The following is a 21034-nucleotide window of genomic DNA, read 5'->3' on the forward strand; positions in this document are numbered from 1 at the left end:
CGCTTGCGGCACTATCTGGCTCGTCTGCATCGTCAGAGCTTCTGTTATTCCAAGTCACAAGAGATGCTGGAAGCCTCTATCTGCTTATTGACCTACTATCTGAGACATTGGAAAGTACTGATTCCTGTCTAAATCATTCGCTCTTTGTGCAACGCCCCTCCTTGAGCCTGCCCCATTCTGAGCATCTAGAAAATGATATCTGGCACGAAATTGCCAAAAAATACCTCCAGGCCATGGGCTTTGATATGAATCAGTATGCGGTAGTACGACATCGCGATCGCGACCACGATCATGCCCATATTGTTGCGAGTCGAGTGCGGCTGGATGGCACAACGGTTTCGGATAGCTGGGACTATCGTCGGAGTGAGGAAGTAATTCGCCAGTTGGAACGGGACTATGGCTTGCGTTCACTCCACTCAAGTCATGAAAAGGACAACCGCAGCCCCACGACTGGAGAGCGCCGGTTACTGGCTCGCACGGGTGAGGAGAGTGTGCGAGTGCAGCTTCAGCGATCGCTTGATCAAGCGACCCAAAATTCTGCCACCTTGCCGCAATTGGTTGAGCAATTGCAGCAGCAGGGAATTCGTGTTCGAGTGAGTTATCATCAGACGGGAGAAATAAAAGGCATTAGCTATGAATCCAACGGGATTGCTTTCAGTGGGACTCATTTAGGAAAAGCCTACACTTTCATCGGCTTGCAGAAATACCGGGGGGTGAATTATGACTCATCCAAAGATGCTGAATTAATCAGAACACTGATAGAACCACCCATCCATTCATCAACCAAAATGAATAGCAGTTCAGGCGCGCTTGTGCACGTGTCAAATATAGAAGAGAACCAACGAAACGAGCACGTAGCCAAGGATTGCCAAAAATCAAAATTGCCAAAACACCCACAACGAGAATTAGAACTTTAGATCGCCAGAGTAGCTAACGCCACCAAGAAAAGTAATTCTTGTGACTTAACTGTAATGTCTGCCAATTTACGACAAATGACGATTCAATTTCTTAGGCACATTGCCTTTGTGCTGGGTGCTAAGATTTGGCTACGGATCTCCTGGGATCTTACTCTAGAACTGATTCCCGATAATTGGAGTAATTGCCATAGGTTCATTGGAATTGACCTTCACGCTCAAGGGTTAAGCGTCTTATAAATCAGTCTGCGAAATTGTCCTACATTTCACCACTTAAGATCCGCCAGTTAAACGCCAATTTAGGAATGCAGTTGCGACTTAAACGTCAACTGCTGAAGTTCCTTTTGATTCCAGTTGCCTAACCTGGCGGCAGCTTCGTAGGTGCTTTGCAAGAACTCTAACAACATCTGATCCGGTGATTCTGCCTCGCGGACAGCGTCATAGGGCAAAATAAATTCACCCAACTCCTTACTGTAAAATGCAGCATCAGGGCGAACCTCAGCCTGCTTAAACCCATCGGGTTCTGGGTACGCATAGGAATAAAACGCTGGGTATGATAACCCGGCTCCGGGCCAAAATCCGGCGCTACTGACTTCCTGGGAATAGGCTTCCTTTGCCACTACATCTGGCAAATTCGGCACCCCTCCCGGATGCTCAGGAGCCGATCGCCCCGAAAAACGAGTCACTGCTAAATCAAAACTCCCCCAGAAAAAATGAACCGGACTAACCTTGCCGGAAAAATGTGAACGAAATTCTCGAAAGACTCGATCGGACTGTAGCAGCACTCGCCAGCATCGATTGGCATAATCTGCATCATAAGCAGCATGGGTTTCATCCTGCTCAAATCGAATCGGATCTGGAACTTCATTCGGTTTGGTGTTAATCGTGATGTGAAGATCTAATTCTCTCAGAGTTTCCATCACAGTCTGATAAAAATCAGCAACAGAGCGAGGGTAGAGGGCGATCGCCCGTCTTGCCCCTTCGCTGGTTTGAATCAGCAGCTCATGATCAATGAAATCGAAGTCGATTTGGAAGATCCGGCTGCCGTAGGGAATCGTGGAAGTGGTCAGTCCCCGAACGGTTAAATAGAGGGGAATATGCCAGGAATGATTAATCCACGGAGTTTTGGCAAATCGGATTTTGCCGATGATTTGCGTCCACATGTGTAGGGTGACATAGGTATCCTGCCATGCGTCCAAGGGTAAACTCGGCCAAATATCCGTTGAGGTCAGAGTAGGCTGATTTGACATCATGGTTTCCTCGCGAGTAGAAAAGGGGCGCGTGATCAATAGTTCTTCTGTTGTTCATCGTCAAAGCACCACAGCCATTGTTCTCCCAATTCGGCTGAAGTGATTACCGCATGTCCACTTTCTTCATAATGACGGCGTGCGTGCTGATTTTTAGACGAGTCGCAGCACAGTATTTTGCCGCAGGTTTGACAAATTCTCAAGTGAACCCAGCGATCGCCAACTCGAAGGCATTCCTCACAGCGGAATACCGGGTAATTGGCTTTTGAAATCATGTTCTCTAGCGTCAGTTCGTCCAGGTGTTGACAAGACATGGAAGATTTCTGTGAATGTGCAAGATATGTACTTGATCAAGTGGGATAAAGCCATGTGCGAAAGAGTTGAGTGAGGCGCGGCATAATCACGTAGGTCAGCAGGGCAACCGTTAGACCTGTAACCAACAAGGTTCTGAGCAATACCGGAAGCCCAGCTAGGAGTGGTACTAGCAAACGATTGAGAATAGATATTGTGAAAAACACTGCCAGCCATGTCACGATCGCCATTTTGTAGCGCGGAGGTGGAGCCTTCATGGGTTTGTTGGGAAGCGTAAACCAAGTTTCCAGACCCGTTAGAGTTTGAATGGTTTCAGGCTTTTCAATTAAGGGCTGCAACCGCTCCAGCCAGTCTTGCCGCACACTGGATTCCAGCCAGGTTTTAAGGTTGTTGTAATGATCAAACTTGACAATTGCCACATATTCAGGATGAGCGGGGTTACAGGGGCGAATCACATTGACCCCTAAATGTCCCTGAAATTGATGAGCAGCCGTCGCAATTCCATGCAACCATTCCTCATATCCTTGCTCACGCCCAGGTCGAATGAAGTGAGAAATGATGGCGGTTACCTGGTGAATTTCTTCATCTGTACCCACGACTAGTGGATCCTGCATTACACATGACCTCAAAAACTCTAGCTGCAAGGAAGTGATGATGGTTAATGAGCGATCGCTGCTTTTAAGGCAGCTTGGGCATTAGCGATCGCCAGATTCCGGGCTTCATCCCCAAGATTAAGGCTATCGGCATAGACGAACTCAATATCCGTTATCCCAATAAACCCGAAAATGTGTTTTAGATAGGGTGTTTGTAAATCATAGGTATGGGTTGGGCTACCTTCGGGGTAGGCTCCTCCCTGCGCTATAATGATCGTCATTTTCTTGTTGTGAACTAGTCCCTTGTAACCTGTTTCATCAACGGAGAATGTACGTCCCGCTCGCACAATCTGGTCAAGATAAGCTTTGAAGTTAGCAGGAATGCTGAAGTTATACATGGGGATACTGAAAACGTAGCGATCGGCTGATAAAAACTCGTCGATCAATTCGTTGGAAACTTGAATTGCAGCGGCTAACTCAGGTGTATGTTGATCGGACGGAGTAAATGCAGCCGCGATCCAGTCTTCGCTCACAAAAGGAACAGGGTCATGCCCAATATCACGGTAAGTGATGGTGTCGTTGGGATGAGTGGTTTTCCACTGGTTAATGAACTCTTTAGAGAGTGTGCGGGAGATGGAGCGATCGCCACGCGGACTCGCATCTAAATGGAGAATGTGGGTCATAGGATAAATCTTAGATTGTGAATGAAGAATGTAGCGGAGACAAATGAGCAACCGCTGGCGATCGCCCCTATTTTATGCACGAAATCATCCAGTGCTGCTGCAATGCCGCAAATGAACTGGATCACTGAGCAATGACAACATTCACTTAGTTACACACGAGTCATGAGGCGTTCGCGATTGGCAGAGCCAGCATTTGATGTTGCTGCATAGCTCGTCATTAGATTTTTGTAGTCAGGACTAAACCCTGCAAGGAGATTACCTAGCCCTTCAATATCGTTACGCCAATCACGGTGCAATTCACCCACAACGCTATACCAATTGACCAACTGAGCGCCAGCACGAGACATCCGATCCCAAGCTGCATCGCGACAGGTTTCATTGAAGGTGCCAGAGGCATCGGTGACAACAAAAACGTCATACCCTGCCTCCAATGCTGAAAGTGTGCAAAAAGTGACACAGACATCCGTGACAATTCCGGCAATAATCAATTGCTTCTTACCAGTTGCTTCTACGGCTTTAATAAATTCCTCGTTGTCCCAAGCATTGATCTGTCCGGGGCGCGGAATGAAGGTAGCATCAGGAAACTTCTCCTTCAGTTCCGGCAGGATGACTCCATTGGGACCGTCCTCAAAGCTAGTGCTCAAAACAGTAGGCAGGTTGAAAAACTTGGCTACACTTGCTAGCGCTAGCACATTATTTTTGAAGTCGGCAGCACCAATATCACGCACAAGCGAGAACAGTCCAGTTTGGTGATCCACTAGTAGAACCGCAGCATTATTCTTATCTAGGCGATTGTACTTGAATGTAGACATTAGGTAATTCTCCTATTTGAGTGATTAGTGAATGAGGAATTGCAGAATGAAATCAAAAGCTAAACATCTCTGCTTGTGCTTTTAAGTGAAACGTCTGTTTACCCTCAAGGGTTGATGACGTAAGCGATCGCGCCATGAACTGAGGCTGCAAGACAACGCCAAATTTCGCCACTTAAGCTCCGCGAGTTAAGCACAGAGTAAAGGCATTCGCGTCGCGTGCCCAAAGGGCATTCGCTTCACTGTGCGATCGCTCCTAATGCTTTCAACGTCGCTGCTTGAGTGTGCGTTAATCCAGTTGCGCCTTGAATATTCATGCCTTCAAGCATGGAACCGTGCAATTCCCTTGCTCGATCAAATTGCATGACTGTTTGCACAAACTCAATATAGGGGGTCGCCTTGAAGCTGTCGCCTATAGCAAGTTGAATTTTTTACAGTGCAAATTGATAGATTAACCATGCCATCGCAGAGTAGAAGGCTGGCTCTAACTTAAGTTAGAATCCGAATTTGATCGAAAGTACATTCGTACAACCGATCGACTATCAATGTCTGAATGCAAAATCCGGTAGCGATGTCCCACACCTCTGATGCGGGCGACCACCTGTTTGCCTCCCGAATGAAGCGGTTGTCACTACGAGCTATTGCCGTGAACCGACGACGACAGACCCTGGCTGCCTTAACGCTTCAGCAATACGGCTCTCGATTCCGAGGCAGCCTGTGGGAGATCTTGAATGTATCTCTGCCTTCCAGGCTATTTCCCATGCCCTTGTCTCACACCAGCCTGATTGGCTACTGAGTTGAGCAATTACAAGTCAGGATATAAAGGATCTACACAAGGAGCTTTATATTCTGAAGTTTGGCAAGCGATATACTTTGGGAAACGGATGACAGTCCTTCATGGGGGAGCGTTCAATGATTACCCTGCCTGGAATTATTATCCACAGCAAAATCTATGAGAGCTTAGCTTCTTTAGTGTATCGGGGCATCAGAGAGCAAGATAACTGTGCAGTGATTGCCAAAGTTCTCAAGCAGGATTATCCCTCTCCTCAGGATTTAACTCGTTATCGGCAGGAATATGAAATCACTCGCTTTCTCAATATTGAAGGCGTAGTCAAGGCATACAGCCAGCAAGACTACCAGCGCACGCTGGTTATTCTTTTGGAAGACTTTGGTGGAGAGTCTTTAGAATGCTGGATGCGGCAACAATTAGACTTCTCTCCCATGCCGCTGTCGGTTTTTTTGAATATGGCGATCGCCATTACGGATACTCTAGGCAAAATCCATGCGGCTCATGTCATCCATAAAGATATTAATCCTGGCAACATTGTCTTTAATCCGAGGACTAGCGTTGTCAAAATCATTGATTTTGGCATTGCCACTCGCTTCAGTCGCACCAATCGCACATTCAAAAGTCTCCATCTTCTAGAAGGAACCCCCGCATACCTGTCGCCAGAGCAAACCGGGCGAATGAACCGGATGCTCGACTATCGCACTGATTTCTACTCACTGGGTGCAACCTTCTACGAACTGTTGACGGGACAATTGCCGTTTCCCACTAACGATCTCCTAGAGCTAGTCCACTGCCACATTGCCAGACCGCCGGCTCCCCCGCATGAATTGAACGCAACGATTCCCCAACCTGTTTCAGATCTTATTTTGAAACTGATGGCAAAGAACGCGGAGGATCGCTATCAAAGTGCTTGGGGCATCAAAGCAGATTTAGAACGCTGTGCGCAGCAACTGGCAGAAGTGGGTTTAATTGAACCTATGCCATTGGGTCTGCAAGATGTTTCTGAACAGTTTTGCATTCCTCAAAAACTGTATGGGCGAGAAGCGAAGATTGAAGCATTATTGGCGGCGTTCGACAGAGTGGCAGGGAATGAGGGAGTAGGGGAATGGAGAAGTGGGGGAGCAGAAGAAGACATTACCCTACTACCGCATCGTGAAATGATGCTGGTCTCCGGTTATGCTGGCATCGGCAAAACAGCATTGGTGCAGGAACTCCATAAACCGCTCACAGCAAACCAAGGCTATTTTATCTCTGGCAAATTTGACCAATTTGGGCGCAACATTCCCTACAGCGCCATTGTGAATGCCCTGCAAAAGTTAGTGCAGCAACTCTTGAGCGAACCGGATGAGCAGGTGGAAGTGTGGCGATCGCGCCTGCTCACTGCTTTGGGCAGCAACGGACAAATCATCATTGATGTCATCCCTGAAGTTGAGTTTATTGTTGGTGAGCAGCCACCCGTGCCCGAAGTTGGAGCAACTGAGGCACAGAATCGCTTCAATCTCACGTTTCAAAGATTTGTGCGGGCGTTTTGTGCAAAAGAGCATCCCCTAGTCATTTTTTTAGACGATTTACAGTGGATTGATTCTGCAACGTTGAAGTTAATCGAACTCATCTTACTTGATGAGCAAATCCAGTATCTGTTTTTGATCGGAGCTTACCGAAATAACGAACTGACTCCAACGCATCCGTTGGTCTTAACGCTAGAGAGCCTGCGAAACCAGGGAGCAGTGCTTCAGGAAATCATCCTGACCCCCTTAACCCTGGAACCGTTGAGTCAACTGATAGCTGAGACATTACATCACAATCCTGATACCGTTCGTTCTTTAGCCCAAGTCGTGTTGCGTAAAACCGAGGGCAACCCTTTCTTTGTTGGTGAATTTTTGAAGCTGCTGCATAGCGAAAACCTGTTGACCTTTGATGCCCAACAGTTGAGTTGGCAGTGGAATTTAACTGAGATTGAAGCTCAAGATATCACCGATAATGTGGTGGAGTTACTGCTGCGTCAGTTGCAGAAATTGCCGGAAGCAACACAGCAAGTTCTCTCCATCGCTGCTTGTGTTGGGTCTGAGTTTGATTTGGAAACGTTGGCGATCGTTTGCGAAAAATCACCGAAAGCAATTTTTCAGGATTTATTAGAAGCAATACAAGCAGGATTAATTCAACCTCTGTCTGAATTGGACGAAGATTTGTTGGTTCAAGAGTATAAGTTTCTGCACGATCGCGTTCAGCAAGCGGCTTATGCCCTAATTGATGAGTCGTGCAAACAAGTGGTTCATCTCCAAATTGGTCGCAATCTCCTCAAAAAAACGTTGCCAGAACAGCTATCAGAGCGGTTGTTTGAAATTGTCGATCATCTTAATCATGGAATTGAGCTTGCCTGTGATCAGGCAGAGCGAGATGAAATTGCCAAACTGAATCTATTGGCAGGTCAGAAAGCAAAAGGAGCGATCGCGTATAGTACGGCAGGAAACTATTTAGCTACAGGGAGACAATGGTTAGAAGACTTTAGCTGGCAAACGAACTATGACTTGACCTTAGAGTTATATGTAGAAGCAACAGAAGTTGCTTACTTGTGTGGTGAGTTTGAACAGGTAGAATACTGGGCAGCGATCGTCCTGCAAGAAGCTAAAACGGTTCTCGACACTGTAAAAGTTTACGAAGTCAAAATTCAGACCGATATTGCACAGAATCAGCCATTAAAAGCAACCAATACAGCATTACAAGTGTTGCCGCAACTAGAAATTAATTTCCCTACAACGCCCAGTCAATCGGATATTCGTCTTGAACTAGATACGATCGCCGCTCTCTTCAATGAGAAAGAGGTTGAGAGCTTGATCGATTTGCCAGAGATGACTGAACCGAGCAAGCTAGCGGCGATGCGAATCTTATCTAGTATTACGATCGCTGCCCAAATTGCTGCTTCTAATTTGATACCTCTGCTTGCGGCTAAACAAGTCAACTTATCGATCCAGTATGGTAATGCGTTTGTGTCTCCCTTTGCCTATGCCACCTTTGGGTTAATCCTTTGTGGAAGGTTCGGAAACATCGAGACTGGCTATCAATTTGGACAGCTTGCTCTAAAGCTATTGTCACAGTCTCATAATCACGTACTCAAAGCTAGAACATTGCTGATTGTCAATAACTTCATCATTCACTGGAAAAAACATACTAGAGAATTATCGCAGCCATTACTTGAAGGCTATCAAATTGGGCTAGAAACTGGAGATTTAGAGTCTGCTGCCTACTGTGCTTATACTCACTGTTCTCAATCCTACATCAATGGAAAAGAACTCGTAGAGGTTGAACGCGATCTGGTGACCTATGGCGAAGCAATCCATCACATCAAACAAAAAACAGCACTCACTTGGAATCAGATCCTTCGACAAGTCGTCATCAACTTAATGGGAGGTTCGATCGACTCAACCCGCCTCGTCGGCGAATTCTACAATGAGGAAATTGAACTGCCACAGTATGAAATTGCAAATGATGAAAGCACTATTTTTAGTGTACGTTCCAAAAAACTTTTCCTATGCTACCTTTTTTCTGATTATGCTCAAGCCGTTGAAAACGCAGCCCTAGCAGAAACTTATTTGATCCGATTAACTGGCGCAACCCCTGAGCCTTTGTACTATCTCTATGATTCTTTGGCAAGACTGGCAACCTATTCTGAAAGCAGTACTCAAGTGCGGTCAGAAATTCTCAAAAAAGTTGCTGTCAGCCAGGAAAAAATGAAGCACTGGGCATATCATGCACCGATGAATTATTTGCACAAATATCATCTAGTCGAGGCAGAGAAAGCACGAGTCTTAGGGCAATTTCTTGAGGCTGAAGAGTTTTATGAACGGGCGATCGCAGGTGCTGCTGAAAATGAGTATATCCAGGAAGAAGCATTAGCTTATGAATTAGCGGCTAAACATTATCTGGCGCGAGGTCGGGAAAAGATTGCTCAAACCTATATGAAAGAGGCGCACTACTGCTACGACCGCTGGGGCGCAACCGCTAAAGTTAAAGACTTAGAAAACCGCTATCCACAGTTCTTTTGTCAGTCGCCTAAAGCCGCTTCCACATCAATTCCTATTACTGCTGAAACTATCACTAATCCCTCCCATACTGCTTTCGATTTAGCAGCAGTGATGAAAGCTTCACAGGCGATTTCTCGTGAAATTGAACTGAAGCAACTGCTGCGATCACTGATGCAAACTGTAATTGAGAATGCTGGCGCACAAACCGGATATCTGATTTTAGAAAACTCAGGAGAATGGTCGATTGAAGCGGCTTGTGAAGTCAATGCCGATGAGAATGCTTGTGCGACTCAGGTGTTACAGTCTATTCCAATTGCCGATCAATTGCCAGAGTCAATCATTCAATATGTGATTCGGACTCTGGAGCCTGTCACCTTAAATGATGCGACTCGTGAAGGTGCTTTTATTAATGAGCCATACATTCAACAGAACCAGCCTCAATCTATTTTCTGTTTGCCGCTGCTGAATCAAGCCAAGCTGGTCGGTGTATTGTATTTAGAAAATCGGTTAGCCACTGGAGTCTTTACACCAGAGCGATCGCAGGTCTTGCAGCTATTATCGACTCAAGCAGCGATCGCCATCGAAAATGCCAACCTTTACTCAGAACTGCAGGCTAAGGAAAGCAAGATCACCCAGTTCCTCGAAGCGATTCCGGTGGGAATTGCGATCGTGGATGCGACGGGTTGCCCTTACTATACCAACCAATGCGGCAATCAACTCATGGGCAAAGAAACTGATACTTCCATAGCACCGGAGCAGATCTCAGAGGCTTATCAGCTTTATATAGCGGGAACGGATCAAATCTATCCAGCGGAGAGTTTGCCTGCACAGCAGGCATTAAGGGGCGAACGCATCAGGACTGAAGATATAGAAATTCGTCGAGATCATGTCTCAATTCTAGTTGAGGCACGGGGAACACCAGTTTTTGATCAACAGGGCAATATCACTCATGCGATCGCTACCTTTCAGGACATTACAGAGCGCAAACAAGCCGAGAAACTCCTAGCCGACTACAACTGCACTTTAGAGCAACAGGTCGCAGAACGAACTGCTGCGTTACGACAAAGTGAAGCAAATTACCGCAACCTGCTACAAACCGCGAATTCCGTCATCATTTGCTATGACACGCAAGGACGAATTCGATACATCAACGATTATGGGGTAAAACTTCTTGGCTATGAAGAACATCAGATTGTAGGGCGAACCTTATTTGAAACCATCATTCCAGACATCGAAACCTCTGGACGCGATGTGAGACCCATGGTCCACGATTTACTTCGTAATCCTCAATTGTACCCGCAAGGCGAGGGTGAAAACCTGTGTCGAGACGGTCGGCGAGTTTGGATGGCCTGGTCGAATCAAGCCATCTTCAATGACCAGGGAGATGTCGTTGAAATCTTATCGGTGGGCAACGACACTACCCAGCGTAAACAAGCAGAAGAGGCTTTACAACGCAGTGAAGCCAAGTTCCGAGCTATCTTTGAAAACTCGCAGGTTGGCATCTACCGAACCCGCCTCTCGGATGGATTAATTCTCAATGCCAATCAACGCTATGCCAATCTGCTTGGCTTTGATTCACCAGAAGAAATCATTGGGCTGGAACACACCATCGACTATTTTGTAAATCCCAGCGATCGCCAAAAAGCCATTGAGGTGATGAAGCGGGATGGGGAAGTGCGAAACTTTGAAACTCAGCTGCGAAAACGAGATGGGACATTGTTCTGGGGACTTTCCTCTGCTTATCTGAATGCAGACGATGGCTACCTCGAAGGGGTGACTGCGGATATTAGCGATCGCAAACGAGCAGAAGTCGCTCTACAAATGAGTGAAGAACGACTGCGCTTAGCCTTAACCGCTTCAAATCAGGGACTCTACGATATGAATCTCAAAACTGAAGAAATCGTGGTTAACCCAGAATACGCTTTAATGCTGGGCTACGATCCAGCAACATTTCACGAGACCAAATCTAGGTGGGTTGAGAGTTTGCATCCTGATGACAGAGAAGCAATGTTTGCAGTTTACAATGGTTTTATGACCGGAGAAGCCCCCAACTATCAAGCAGAGTATCGCCTGCGTACCCGAGATGGTCAGTGGAAATGGATTCTTTCTGTCGGCAAAATTGTTGCCTGGAATGAATCCGGTGAACCTCTCCGAGCGTTGGGAGTTTATACGGATATTGATGATTGCAAACAGGCAGAAGCCGCGCTGCAAGCCTCTGAAGCAGAACTGCGGGCACTCGTTTCAGCCATTCCCGATCCGCTGTTTGTCCTTACTGCTGAAGGGCGGGTGATCGAAGCAGTCGAAGTGAAACCGAATCAGTTGTATCGACCTATTGAGGAGCAGATTGGTCAAACACTGCACCAGATTTTTGAAAAAGAACAAGCCGATGAATTCCTGGGTTACGTTCGGCAAGTACTGAGAACCCAACAAATGCTCACAGTTGAGTACAGCTTGCAGATAGCTGAACAAGAAGCTTGGTTTTCGGCTCGCATTGCCCCAATCAGCCTCGATCAGGTGATTTGGTTGGCGCGAGATATTACGCCGCAAAAGCAAGCAGAAGCAGCCTCAATTTTAGAGGAGCGCAACCGCATGGCGCGTGAAATTCACGACACACTCGCTCAGGCGTTTACGGGCATTCTGGCTCAGGTGGGAGCAGCAAAACAGGTGCTAACAGATGATTTAGAAGCAGCTCAAGCACACCTAGACCTGATCAAAGAATTGGGGCGAACTGGACTGACTGAAGCACGGCGATCGGTCGTCGCACTCCGTCCTCAGCTTCTAGAGGAGGGCAGTTTACAGAGCGCTCTGCACCGTCTCGTCGCTCAACTCAGAACTGCCGCAATGGATACCACTTTGTATTATGAGATTGAGGGTGCAGTGTATTCTCTACCGGCTGAAGTCGAGAATAACCTACTACGGATGGGGCAGGAAGCATTAACCAATGCGATTAAACATGCCAATGCTGACGAAATTCGAGTTGAGCTAGTCTACGATCGCGATCAGTTTTGCTTGCGCGTGAAAGACAATGGACAGGGCTTTGGAGTTGGAAGTATTTCAGCCTCTGAGGGGTTTGGCTTACTCGGCATGAGCGAACGAGCAGAGCGCATCGGTGCACAACTCACGATTCGGAGTCAACCTGGAGAAGGAACAGAGATGATTGTCACCATCGATCGGGAGGCATCACAATGAGCCAAGCCATTCGGGTTCTGATTGCAGACGATCATGCCATTTTTCGGCAAGGATTAGCCACGATTATTAATCGTGACCCAGATATGCAGGTGATTGCACAAGCCGAAAATGGGGAACAAGCGATCGCTCTATTTGGGGAACACCAACCGGATGTCACGCTCATGGATCTGCGAATGCCTGAAGTGGAGGGAGTTGCCGCCATCGGTGCAATTCGTGCTACGGCTAAATCTGCTCGGATTATTGTACTGACCACGTATGATAGTGACGAAGATACCTATCGGGGATTGCAGGCAGGCGCAAAAGGATACCTGTTGAAAGAAACTGAACCTGACGAGCTTCTAAATGCCATTCGTACCGTTCATCGGGGTCAGAAGTATATTCCGCCTGACGTGGGAGCAAAGTTGGTACAGCGGCTCAGCAATCCAGAACTGAGTGAAAGAGAACTGGCGGTACTCCGCTCACTCGCACAGGGGATGAGTAACGCTGATATTGCGGCTGCTTTGAGTATCGGTGAAGGTACGGTTAAATCCCATGTCAATCGGATTTTGAATAAGCTAGATGTTAGCGATCGTACTCAAGCTGTGATTGTTGCCGTCAAACGCGGCATTGTGAATTTGTAGGATGTGCTTTCGATCAGATTCGGCTTCTAACTTAAGTTAGAGTCAGCCTTCTACTTTGCGATCGCATCGTTACTCTACCAATTTGTACTGTAAAAGTTTTAACTTGCTGTAGAAGACGACTTAAAGGCGATCTCCTACATTGAATGTATGCAATAAAAGTGCATCCAATCAGACAAATCATACTCCTCTAAAGCGGTAAACCTGATCGAATTTTCAATCCTAATTATTGGAGATAAATCTATGACTTCTACCCCCACAGCCACAGCGACAGACCCAACGCTACGCCAAGGCGATTCTGGTGCTGCTGTCAGTGAGCTACAACAATTGTTGAATACCAAAGGAATCAACATTGCAGTCGATGGAATCTTTGGCAGTGCGACTCGCGCCGCGGTGGTTCAGTTTCAACAGCAAAGTGGACTTGCTGTAGATGGCATCGTTGGACCTAAAACCTGGCAAGCCCTTCGTCGAGGTGGCCCCATTCAACTGACTGATGCAGCCATTTACTACGAGCCATCGAAATATCCCTATCAAAAAGAGGCGTTTGAATGGTTGCAATCCCAGATTTCTAGATCAAATCTAGAGGAATTTGCTCGCCGTTGGCGGAACCTACGCTAACGCAGCCATCACCGATTTCAAAGTTATTCAGCCTAGGTTCAAATTGCTGACGCTGGGAATGCCTAAATCATAGGGTTTTTCCCAGCTTTCGTGGCAATGTTCTAGGTTTGATACAGATGTAGAAAAATGAACGACGATCGTAGCCATAGTTCCTTACTTGTACCTCCTTCAACCCAAGATTGGATGCAAGGTGTGCTGAGTGCTAAGGTCGTGCTGGTGATGTATGGAGACTATCAATGTCCTAGAAGTGCAGACGTTTATAAGCTGATTAAAGCGATCAAACGAGAGCTTAGTGCTGCTTCTGGAGGGGATGATTTATGTTTTATCTTCCGTCATTTTCCACAAACAAAGATTTATCCCCATGCTCAACGGGCAGCCCAAGTCGCCGAAGCCGCCGCCGCCCAAGGAAAGTTTTGGTTAATGAGCGATACTTTATTTGACCATCAACAAAGGTTGGAGAACGGTTATCTTGTCGAGTACGCCAATGATTTAGGGCTTGACATTCCTCAGTTTCTCAAAGAGTTGTCTAAACAAGTGCATATCGATCGCATCAACGAAGATATTGAAGGCGGAATGCAGAGTGGAGTAACGACTGCTCCAGCCCTATTCATCAATAACATTCGATATACCGGACGCTGGAAGATGACAGAGTTAATAACAGCCATTGTTGCTGCAAGTCATTAAGCTTCCCAACCTTTGCTTGCCATCCATTTTTGACTGAGGACAATTTTATGAAATTCAGTCCACGATCGACCAAAAATGATTTCAAGCAATCGAGGTTTTCAACTCAGACTCATTTTCCCACTGCGCGCTCTCCTAATCATGCTCTTGTTACGGTTGCCCAAGAGGTCGCTGAGCGGCTCCAATAAGCCTATCCTCTTTCATCTGATGACAGTAACTCGGTTGAGGCGATCGATATTCGCGCAGTTGATTCAGACTTGAGGCAAATGATTCTCGCTGAATCACTCACAGATCGGGAGTTGGAGGTGTTGCAATTGATTGTTGATGGAGACAACAGTATCGCGATCGCTCGGAAGCTTAATATTTCTGTGGGTACGGCAAAAACTCATATTCGCGACATTCTGAAGAAGTTCAGATGAGCATTCAAACAGGCGATCGACATTTCTCCACACCAGTATGTGATTCAACAACGAGTGGAACAAGCAAAGTTAATGCTGTCGAAAACGGATTTGGCGATACGTGCTACGCACAGGCTACGCCAACGCAGATATTGCTTTACAAGTCGGTTTCTCTAGCCAGAACCATTTAAACCAACAGTTTAAGCGCCGCACTGGAATGACCCCAAAACAGGTGCGCTAACAGGAAGAATCTGACGAGTTAGGTTAAGAATCTGAAAGAAGTCGAGCACAAGAACTCAGAACACTCAGAACATTCAAAATAGATAGAACGGCAGGATTAATATCTCCATTAATCCTATTTAGAAGTACGCCTGATCGTCTTTCATGGAGAAATAAGGCAATGACACAAGATAAACCAAAAATTGCTCTAGTGGCAGGAGCGAGTCGAGGACTGGGAAAGAATACTGCTTTAGCAGTGGCAAAGAAAGGAGTGGGCGTAATTGTGACCTACCTCAACGGTGAAGCGGAAGCAAAATCCGTTGTTTCTGAAGTTGAGGCAATTGGCAATAAAGCAGTGGCATTGCAGCTCGATATCGGCAAAATCGAAACCCTTGATGCGTTTGTAATAAAAGTCAAGCAAGCCCTGCAAAACACTTGGGACATCGAGCAGTTTGATTTCCTCATCAATAACGCCGGAATTAGTAGCGGCTCACTGTTTGCAGAAACAACAGAGGAAGAATTTGATCGAATATTCAACATTAACTTCAAGGGTGTCTTCTTTCTCACTCAGAAGTTGCTGCCATTGCTCAAAGATGGTGGACGAATCGTGAATGTTTCATCGTTTCTGACCCGCACCATAAGCCCAGGACGAGCGATCTATGCCAGCACGAAGGGCGCGATCGAGGTTCTGACTCGCTCCTTAGCGAAGGAACTAGGACAGCGGCAAATCACAGTGAATGTAGTCGCTCCAGGAGCGATCGCAACCGAGGGCAGTGTCGTGCAGGACAATCCAGAGATCAATAAGTACGTCGCGTCCCAAACTGCTTGAGGTCGGGTGGGTGAACCTGATGATATTGGAGGGGCGATCGCGCTGTTGCTGTCGGAAGAGAACCGATGGATTACTGGACAGAGAATCGAAGTCTCCGGGGGCAGTCTCTCTAGCTCGAACTCGCCAGTCAAAGCCATCTGACGCAACAGTTTAAGCGCCTGACTGGAATGACCCCAAAACAGATTCGCTAACTCTATGACGCACGAGTTAAGGAGACAAAGATGAGGATCAAAGCAATCAAAGGACATCTGGGAATCGGACCGGAAGTGAAAGACGCGACTTACGTAGAGGCTGCGAGGTGGGGTAAGTATCGGGGGTGGCGGTATGTTCTGGGGCTGGTGATCATCCTCTTTGCGTGGCTGGTGGTCGGGACTGGTGCCAGCGTACTCGTCGTGATCATCGGCCAGCCGGATTACTTCGTGCTTGATTACCTCGTGCTTGATCCTTTCGAGAAGTTCCTGTTTGTTATGGCAGGTTTCCCATTTTTCCTCGCGGGGGTTCTCATCGCCGTTACCCTTATCCACCGCCGTCATCCCCTGACGCTAATTACGGCGCGGAAGAAGATAAGCTGGCGTCGCATCGGTCAGGGGTTTGTGGCGTGGTCCGTTCCAGCGTGTCTGATAGGCGTGCTGGGACAGTACCTCTTCTACCCCGACACCTTTACCTTCAACTTCGACCTGGCGACATTCGCGCTCTTCGTGCCACTGGCACTGGTCTTCACCGCGATCCAGACGACCACTGAGGAGCTGTTCTTTCGCGGATACATCGTGCAGGGTGCGAGCCTCATCTGGAGCAACCGCGTTTTTCTGGCGCTCGTGGCAGCCGTGGTATTCACCCTGCCGCACCTCTTAAACCCGGAGGTGAGCGCAGGCGGCTGGCTCACGGTCTTCTCCAACTACTTCCTCGTTCCGGGTCTGTTGTGGACCGTGGTCTCGTTGATTGACGGAACCACTGAACTCGCCATCGGCGCACATTTCGCGAACAACATCGGTAGCATACTCCTGTTTAACATCACTGGAAGTGCTGTGACCACACCGGCTCCGTTCACAATCAGCGAGTATCACGCCACCTACGGGGCGCTATCGGTGCTGGTTGCAATACCCATATTCCTGGCGATCGCCTACAAGGTGTTCAAACACGACGAGGCATCCAAACCCGTTTTCCAGGGTGGTCGGATTGGTCGTCGGTGATTTCGTCAGTTCGTTGCTGAAGGTCATTTAATTACAACAGGAGAAACAAAATGATACTGCAAGATAAAGTAGCGTTAGTCACTGGTGGAACTTCAGGAATTGGTCATACAACCGCGGTCGCCTTCGGTGCTGCTGGAGCAAAGGTTGTATTCTCAGGCAGACGCGACGCAGAAGGTGAAAAAACCGCCAAACTGATTCGCGAAACAGGCGCTGAATGCTTATACGTCTATTGAAACAAGTTCACTAACATCACAAGAATTTGACAAATCATTTTAAGAATCTGAAAGCAGTCAAGCATTGGAACTCAAGACACTTTAGATAGAACCAGGAGTATTTAATCATGGTCAAAGAGCAAACTGTAGACGGACAAACAAATTTACAAGCAACTGCCAATTTGACACCAGCCCAGGAGTCTTTGCAAGCACTTTGGGAAGAGCACTTACAGTACGAGTTTGGCACTCACAGTACTGAAGATGCCCTCGCTACGATGGTTGAAGATGCTTACGTTAACCACATTCCGGTAATGATTGGGGGAGTCGGGAAACCAGCACTGCGCGAGTTTTATTCCAAATACCTCATTCCACAGATGCCGCCGGACATGGAGTTGACCCCAATCTCGCGCACGATCGGGACAGATCAACTCGTGGATGAAATGGTGGCTAAGTTCACTCATACTGTTTGGATGGAATGGATATTACCCGGCGTTGCTCCCACCGGAAAACGGGTAGAAGTGCCAGTAGTAGCGATTATTCGGTTTTGTGACGGCAAGTTAGCCCACGAACACATTTACTGGGATCAGGCAAGTGTATTGGTTCAAGTCGGCTTGCTCGATCCGAGTACACTTCCCGTCGTGGGCATTGACAGTGCGCGTAAGGCGATCGATCCCAACTTACCTTCAAACACACTAATCGATCGCGACTAAGTGTAGGAGCCAGCAGATATCAATGCCTAAACCCGCCATTTTGCAACCAGGATCGCAACTCGCCTGACCCAGCCACGTTCTATACCCATGGTGAAAAAGGCTATCTGGATTATCCAGCCCTAGCAAAAGTTTAGAAACTTAGAAAACGAAATAACTCACATGAAAGTTTTGATTGTTCTTGCACACCCAGAGTCGAAAAGCTTTAACGGAGCAATGTTCCAGACAGCAATTGACACTTTCAAAGACTCTGGGCATGATGTTCAATATTCAGATCTCCATACCATGAGATTTGACCCTGTATCCGATCGCCGCAACTTTACGTCTGTCAAAGATCCTGACTACTTTAAGCAGCAACTTGAAGAGATGTATGCAACTGAAGTTGGAGGATTCATTCCAGAAATTGAAGCTGAGATCCAAAAACTGGAATGGTGCGATCTGATGATTTGGCAATTCCCTTTGTGGTGGTTCAGTGTCCCTGCAATTTTGAAGGGGTGGGTCGATCGTGTCTTTGTTATGGGGCGTGTTTACGGTAATAGACATATTTATGAAACGGGCAGATTTCGAGGTAAGCAAGCAATGCTCTCGTTGACCACAGGTAGCACAGAAGAGGACTATCTTGCAGGCGGTTTTAACGGTGATATCCATGCTATTCTGCGCCCAATTCAGCGAGGGATGCTGCAATTCGCTGGTTTTGACGTTCTTGCTCCGCAGATTGTTTATGCCCCCGTTCGCCAAACAGATGCAGTTCGTCAACGTATCTTGAATGATTTTTCGCAACGATTGCGAACCATTGAACGTGAGTTGCCGATCGCCGTAGGTCAGTATTGATCGGCATGGAACTGGCGGGAGTGGATTTATGGGGCACGCAGCCAGGATCGTACTCATCCTGGTTGTAGGAGGCGCTTCTTATTGCTGGCTCCTACACGTATTGCTCATTGAGTTTTTGACAAAGTGACACAGCTATTCACAACAAGAGGTAACTATCATGATGCTTAAAGACAAGGTGGCATTAGTCACTGGCGGAACTTCAGGAATTGGTCGTGCAACCGCGATCGCTTATGCCCAACAACAGGCAAAGGTAGTGGTGGTGGGTCGTCGAATGGATGAAGGTGAAGAAACAGTTCGATTGATTCAGGAAGCTGGCAAAGAGGCTATTTTTGTGCAAGCAGATGTCACGAAAGAAGCCGATGTTGAAGCAATGCTTGATAAAGCAGTGAGTGTTTTTGGTCGGTTAGATATTGCCTTTAATAATGCAGGAATGGTCGGCGAAAACCCCTCATTGATTGAGCAAACAGAAGCGGAATATGATCGCACGATGAACGTCAATGTCAAAGGCGTTTGGTTGTCGATGAAGCATGAAATCGCTCAGATGTTGAAACAGGGAAGTGGTTCAATCGTCAATATGGCATCTGCGAATGGAGTCGTTGCATTTCCTACCCAACCCCTCTACACCGCGAGTAAACATGCAGTAGTCGGTTTAACAAAAGCTGCTGCGCTCCAATATGCCAAAGCAGGTATTCGCATCAATGTCGTTGCACCAGCAGTAATCGAAACAGATATGTTTGAAGCAGTTACAGGTGGGCAGGATGAGGTCAAAGCTTACATAACAGGACTCCACCCGATCGGACGGGTTGGGACACCGCTTGAAGTTGCAAATGCAGTCCTGTTTTTATCATCTGACCTGGCATCGTTCACAACAGGTGAAACGTTGATGGTAGATGGTGGGTATGTAGCGCAGTAGTCGATCGGCAGTGCGACACGTTGCGACCAAGTCGCGATCGACCTGCATTATCTGCTCGATCACTCTCCGTGCTGTTGGTTCCTCAAGGGCATCCCGGTAATACGCGGTGTTTGATTGAGCAGTAATACATCTAAAGGAGTCCATCATGACGACAACACTTGCAGGCATTGCACTGGTAACGGGTGGTTCTCGCGGTTTAGGAGCGGTGATCGTAGGGTATGCGAAAGATCAAAACTTTTACACTCACAATTAACGAAAGGAAAAGAAATGGCTGAAAAATTTGGTGCAAAATCGACCGCCGACGAGGTGCTTTCTGGCATTGATCTCAAGGGAAAGCGATTTCTCATTACGGGTGCATCGTCAGGCATTGGACTCGAAACCGCCCGCTCACTGGTCTCGCACGGCGCTAGTGTAATCGGCGCGGTCAGGAACCTCACTAAAGCTGAGCCAGCCACTGCATCGGTTCGTGATGCCGCGTCGCAAGGAGGTGGCAGCCTGGAGTTGATCAATCTTGATCTGGCATCCTTGCAAAGCGTTCGTGCCTGTGCGGATAAACTGTTGGCTGACGGTCAACCGTTCGATGCCATCATCGCCAACGCTGGCGTTATGGCAACTCCGTTCGGTCGGACGATCGATGGCTTTGAAGTCCAGTTCGGAACTAACCATCTTGGTCATTTCGCCCTGATCAATGGGATCGAGCCGTTGCTCGCCGATAATGGACGGCTGGTCGTCCTGTCGTCGCTCGCGCATCGCGGTGCCGATATCGACTTGGACGATCCGAATTTCGAGCAGCAGTCGTACGATCCATGGGTTGCCTATAGCCGATCGAAAACCGCCAATTCACTGTTCGCTGTGGAGTTTGACAGACGGCATCGCGATCGCGGCATTCGGGCTGCTTCGGTGATGCCCGGAAACAGTCTGACGGACCTACCCCGCCATTTCTCGCAGGAGGAGTTGCAGGGACTTTTACAGACCGTTGACGCAGCGCGCACCGAAGCGGGTCTGCCGCCGAAAGAGTTGAAAGAGATTCCGCAGGCAGCCGCGACATCGGTCTGGGCAGCAGTCGTGGCGAATAAAGACGAGATCGGCGGACACTATCTTGAAGATTGCGCGATCGCGCCAATCAATGACACACCCAACCCATTTGCTGACGGTGTCAGGTCGTATGCACTTGACGCTAACAAAGCTAAGCAGCTTTGGGCGAAAAGCGAGGAATTGATCAGCGCTGTATCTTAAAGGTTTTCGACTTTTGTCAATAAA

At 47.6% G+C, this 21034-nt stretch carries 22 protein-coding genes and 2 pseudogenes; 18 read left to right on the top strand and 6 right to left on the bottom strand.

Features of this window, described 5'->3' with window-relative positions:
* Positions 1-132 (top strand): annotated as a pseudogene (locus H6F72_RS28185) (IS1 family transposase); the annotation flags it as partial.
* Between the two features lie 14 nt (positions 133-146).
* Entirely contained in the window at positions 147-917 is a 771-nt protein-coding gene (locus tag H6F72_RS28190; RefSeq protein ID WP_190443227.1) for a relaxase/mobilization nuclease domain-containing protein, read from the top strand.
* A 296-nt stretch (positions 918-1213) separates the two neighbouring features.
* On the opposite strand, the gene H6F72_RS28200 is transcribed toward H6F72_RS28190, so the two are convergent.
* A complete protein-coding gene (locus tag H6F72_RS28200) occupies positions 1214-2167 on the bottom strand; it encodes a DUF5996 family protein (RefSeq protein WP_190443151.1) in 954 nt (317 codons plus the stop codon).
* Between the two features lie 32 nt (positions 2168-2199).
* Complete coding sequence (locus H6F72_RS31275) at positions 2200-2358, bottom strand: UBP-type zinc finger domain-containing protein (RefSeq protein ID WP_348252579.1); 159 nt, start codon at positions 2356-2358, stop codon at positions 2200-2202.
* Here H6F72_RS31275 and H6F72_RS30605 point away from each other — a divergent pair.
* Complete coding sequence (locus H6F72_RS30605; RefSeq protein WP_242017197.1) at positions 2293-2430, top strand: hypothetical protein; 138 nt, start codon at positions 2293-2295, stop codon at positions 2428-2430. The genes H6F72_RS31275 and H6F72_RS30605 overlap by 66 nt on opposite strands.
* 81 nt (positions 2431-2511) lie before the next feature.
* Here H6F72_RS30605 and H6F72_RS28210 read toward each other — a convergent pair whose 3' ends face one another.
* The 4 genes from H6F72_RS28210 to H6F72_RS30910 form a co-directional block, all read right to left on the bottom strand.
* A complete protein-coding gene (locus H6F72_RS28210) occupies positions 2512-3087 on the bottom strand; it encodes an antibiotic biosynthesis monooxygenase (protein ID WP_190443156.1) in 576 nt (191 codons plus the stop codon).
* Between the two features lie 44 nt (positions 3088-3131).
* Positions 3132-3749, bottom strand: a complete 618-nt coding sequence (locus tag H6F72_RS28215; RefSeq protein ID WP_190443158.1) for an FMN-dependent NADH-azoreductase — start codon at positions 3747-3749, stop codon at positions 3132-3134.
* Between the two features lie 149 nt (positions 3750-3898).
* On the bottom strand, positions 3899-4561 hold the full coding sequence (gene ycaC, locus H6F72_RS28220) for an isochorismate family cysteine hydrolase YcaC (protein ID WP_190443160.1): 663 nt from the start codon (positions 4559-4561) through the stop codon (positions 3899-3901).
* Between the two features lie 236 nt (positions 4562-4797).
* Complete coding sequence (locus H6F72_RS30910; protein WP_255527388.1) at positions 4798-4923, bottom strand: hypothetical protein; 126 nt, start codon at positions 4921-4923, stop codon at positions 4798-4800.
* Between the two features lie 188 nt (positions 4924-5111).
* Between H6F72_RS30910 and H6F72_RS28225 the strand changes: the two genes are divergently transcribed.
* The 15 genes and pseudogenes from H6F72_RS28225 (at position 5112) to H6F72_RS28290 (ending at position 21010) form a co-directional block, all read left to right on the top strand.
* Positions 5112-5354 carry a hypothetical protein gene (locus H6F72_RS28225; protein WP_190443162.1) on the top strand — a complete coding sequence of 81 codons (243 nt, stop codon included), beginning with the start codon at positions 5112-5114 and terminating at the stop codon, positions 5352-5354.
* Positions 5355-5470: 116 nt separating this feature from the next.
* A complete protein-coding gene (locus H6F72_RS28230; protein ID WP_190443164.1) occupies positions 5471-12559 on the top strand; it encodes a PAS domain S-box protein in 7089 nt (2362 codons plus the stop codon).
* Positions 12556-13179 carry a response regulator transcription factor gene (locus H6F72_RS28235; RefSeq protein ID WP_190443167.1) on the top strand — a complete coding sequence of 208 codons (624 nt, stop codon included), beginning with the start codon at positions 12556-12558 and terminating at the stop codon, positions 13177-13179. The genes H6F72_RS28230 and H6F72_RS28235 overlap by 4 nt, the downstream gene beginning before the upstream one ends.
* A 240-nt stretch (positions 13180-13419) precedes the next feature.
* Positions 13420-13794 (top strand): peptidoglycan-binding protein, encoded by a 375-nt coding sequence (locus H6F72_RS28240; RefSeq protein ID WP_190443169.1) that lies wholly within the window; start codon positions 13420-13422, stop codon positions 13792-13794.
* Positions 13795-13920: 126 nt separating this feature from the next.
* Positions 13921-14478, top strand: a complete 558-nt coding sequence (locus H6F72_RS28245; RefSeq protein ID WP_190443171.1) for a DsbA family protein — start codon at positions 13921-13923, stop codon at positions 14476-14478.
* 263 nt (positions 14479-14741) lie between these two features.
* Entirely contained in the window at positions 14742-14894 is a 153-nt protein-coding gene (locus H6F72_RS30610; RefSeq protein WP_242017198.1) for a helix-turn-helix transcriptional regulator, read from the top strand.
* A gap of 100 nt (positions 14895-14994) precedes the next feature.
* A complete protein-coding gene (locus H6F72_RS31280; protein WP_348252574.1) occupies positions 14995-15114 on the top strand; it encodes an AraC family transcriptional regulator in 120 nt (39 codons plus the stop codon).
* Between the two features lie 159 nt (positions 15115-15273).
* Positions 15274-16062: pseudogene (locus tag H6F72_RS28255) on the top strand (SDR family NAD(P)-dependent oxidoreductase).
* The gene (locus H6F72_RS31285; RefSeq protein WP_199299367.1) at positions 16059-16112 is read left to right on the top strand and encodes a hypothetical protein; all 54 of its coding nucleotides are present in this window, start codon (positions 16059-16061) and stop codon (positions 16110-16112) included. The pseudogene H6F72_RS28255 and the gene H6F72_RS31285 overlap by 4 nt, the downstream one beginning before the upstream one ends.
* A 30-nt stretch (positions 16113-16142) precedes the next feature.
* The gene (locus H6F72_RS28265; protein WP_190443173.1) at positions 16143-17111 is read left to right on the top strand and encodes a CPBP family intramembrane glutamic endopeptidase; all 969 of its coding nucleotides are present in this window, start codon (positions 16143-16145) and stop codon (positions 17109-17111) included.
* Between the two features lie 50 nt (positions 17112-17161).
* A complete protein-coding gene (locus H6F72_RS28270; protein WP_190443175.1) occupies positions 17162-17344 on the top strand; it encodes an SDR family NAD(P)-dependent oxidoreductase in 183 nt (60 codons plus the stop codon).
* A 107-nt stretch (positions 17345-17451) separates the two neighbouring features.
* Positions 17452-18033 (top strand): ester cyclase, encoded by a 582-nt coding sequence (locus H6F72_RS28275; protein WP_190443178.1) that lies wholly within the window; start codon positions 17452-17454, stop codon positions 18031-18033.
* A gap of 159 nt (positions 18034-18192) precedes the next feature.
* Positions 18193-18861 (top strand): NAD(P)H-dependent oxidoreductase, encoded by a 669-nt coding sequence (locus tag H6F72_RS28280; protein ID WP_190443180.1) that lies wholly within the window; start codon positions 18193-18195, stop codon positions 18859-18861.
* 157 nt (positions 18862-19018) lie between these two features.
* Positions 19019-19774 carry an SDR family oxidoreductase gene (locus tag H6F72_RS28285; protein ID WP_190443182.1) on the top strand — a complete coding sequence of 252 codons (756 nt, stop codon included), beginning with the start codon at positions 19019-19021 and terminating at the stop codon, positions 19772-19774.
* Between the two features lie 267 nt (positions 19775-20041).
* Positions 20042-21010, top strand: a complete 969-nt coding sequence (locus H6F72_RS28290) for an SDR family NAD(P)-dependent oxidoreductase (protein ID WP_190443184.1) — start codon at positions 20042-20044, stop codon at positions 21008-21010.
* Positions 21011-21034: the final 24 nt, after the last annotated feature.

It is taken from the genome of Trichocoleus sp. FACHB-46, assembly GCF_014695385.1.
In the GTDB taxonomy this organism is placed as follows: domain Bacteria; phylum Cyanobacteriota; class Cyanobacteriia; order FACHB-46; family FACHB-46; genus Trichocoleus.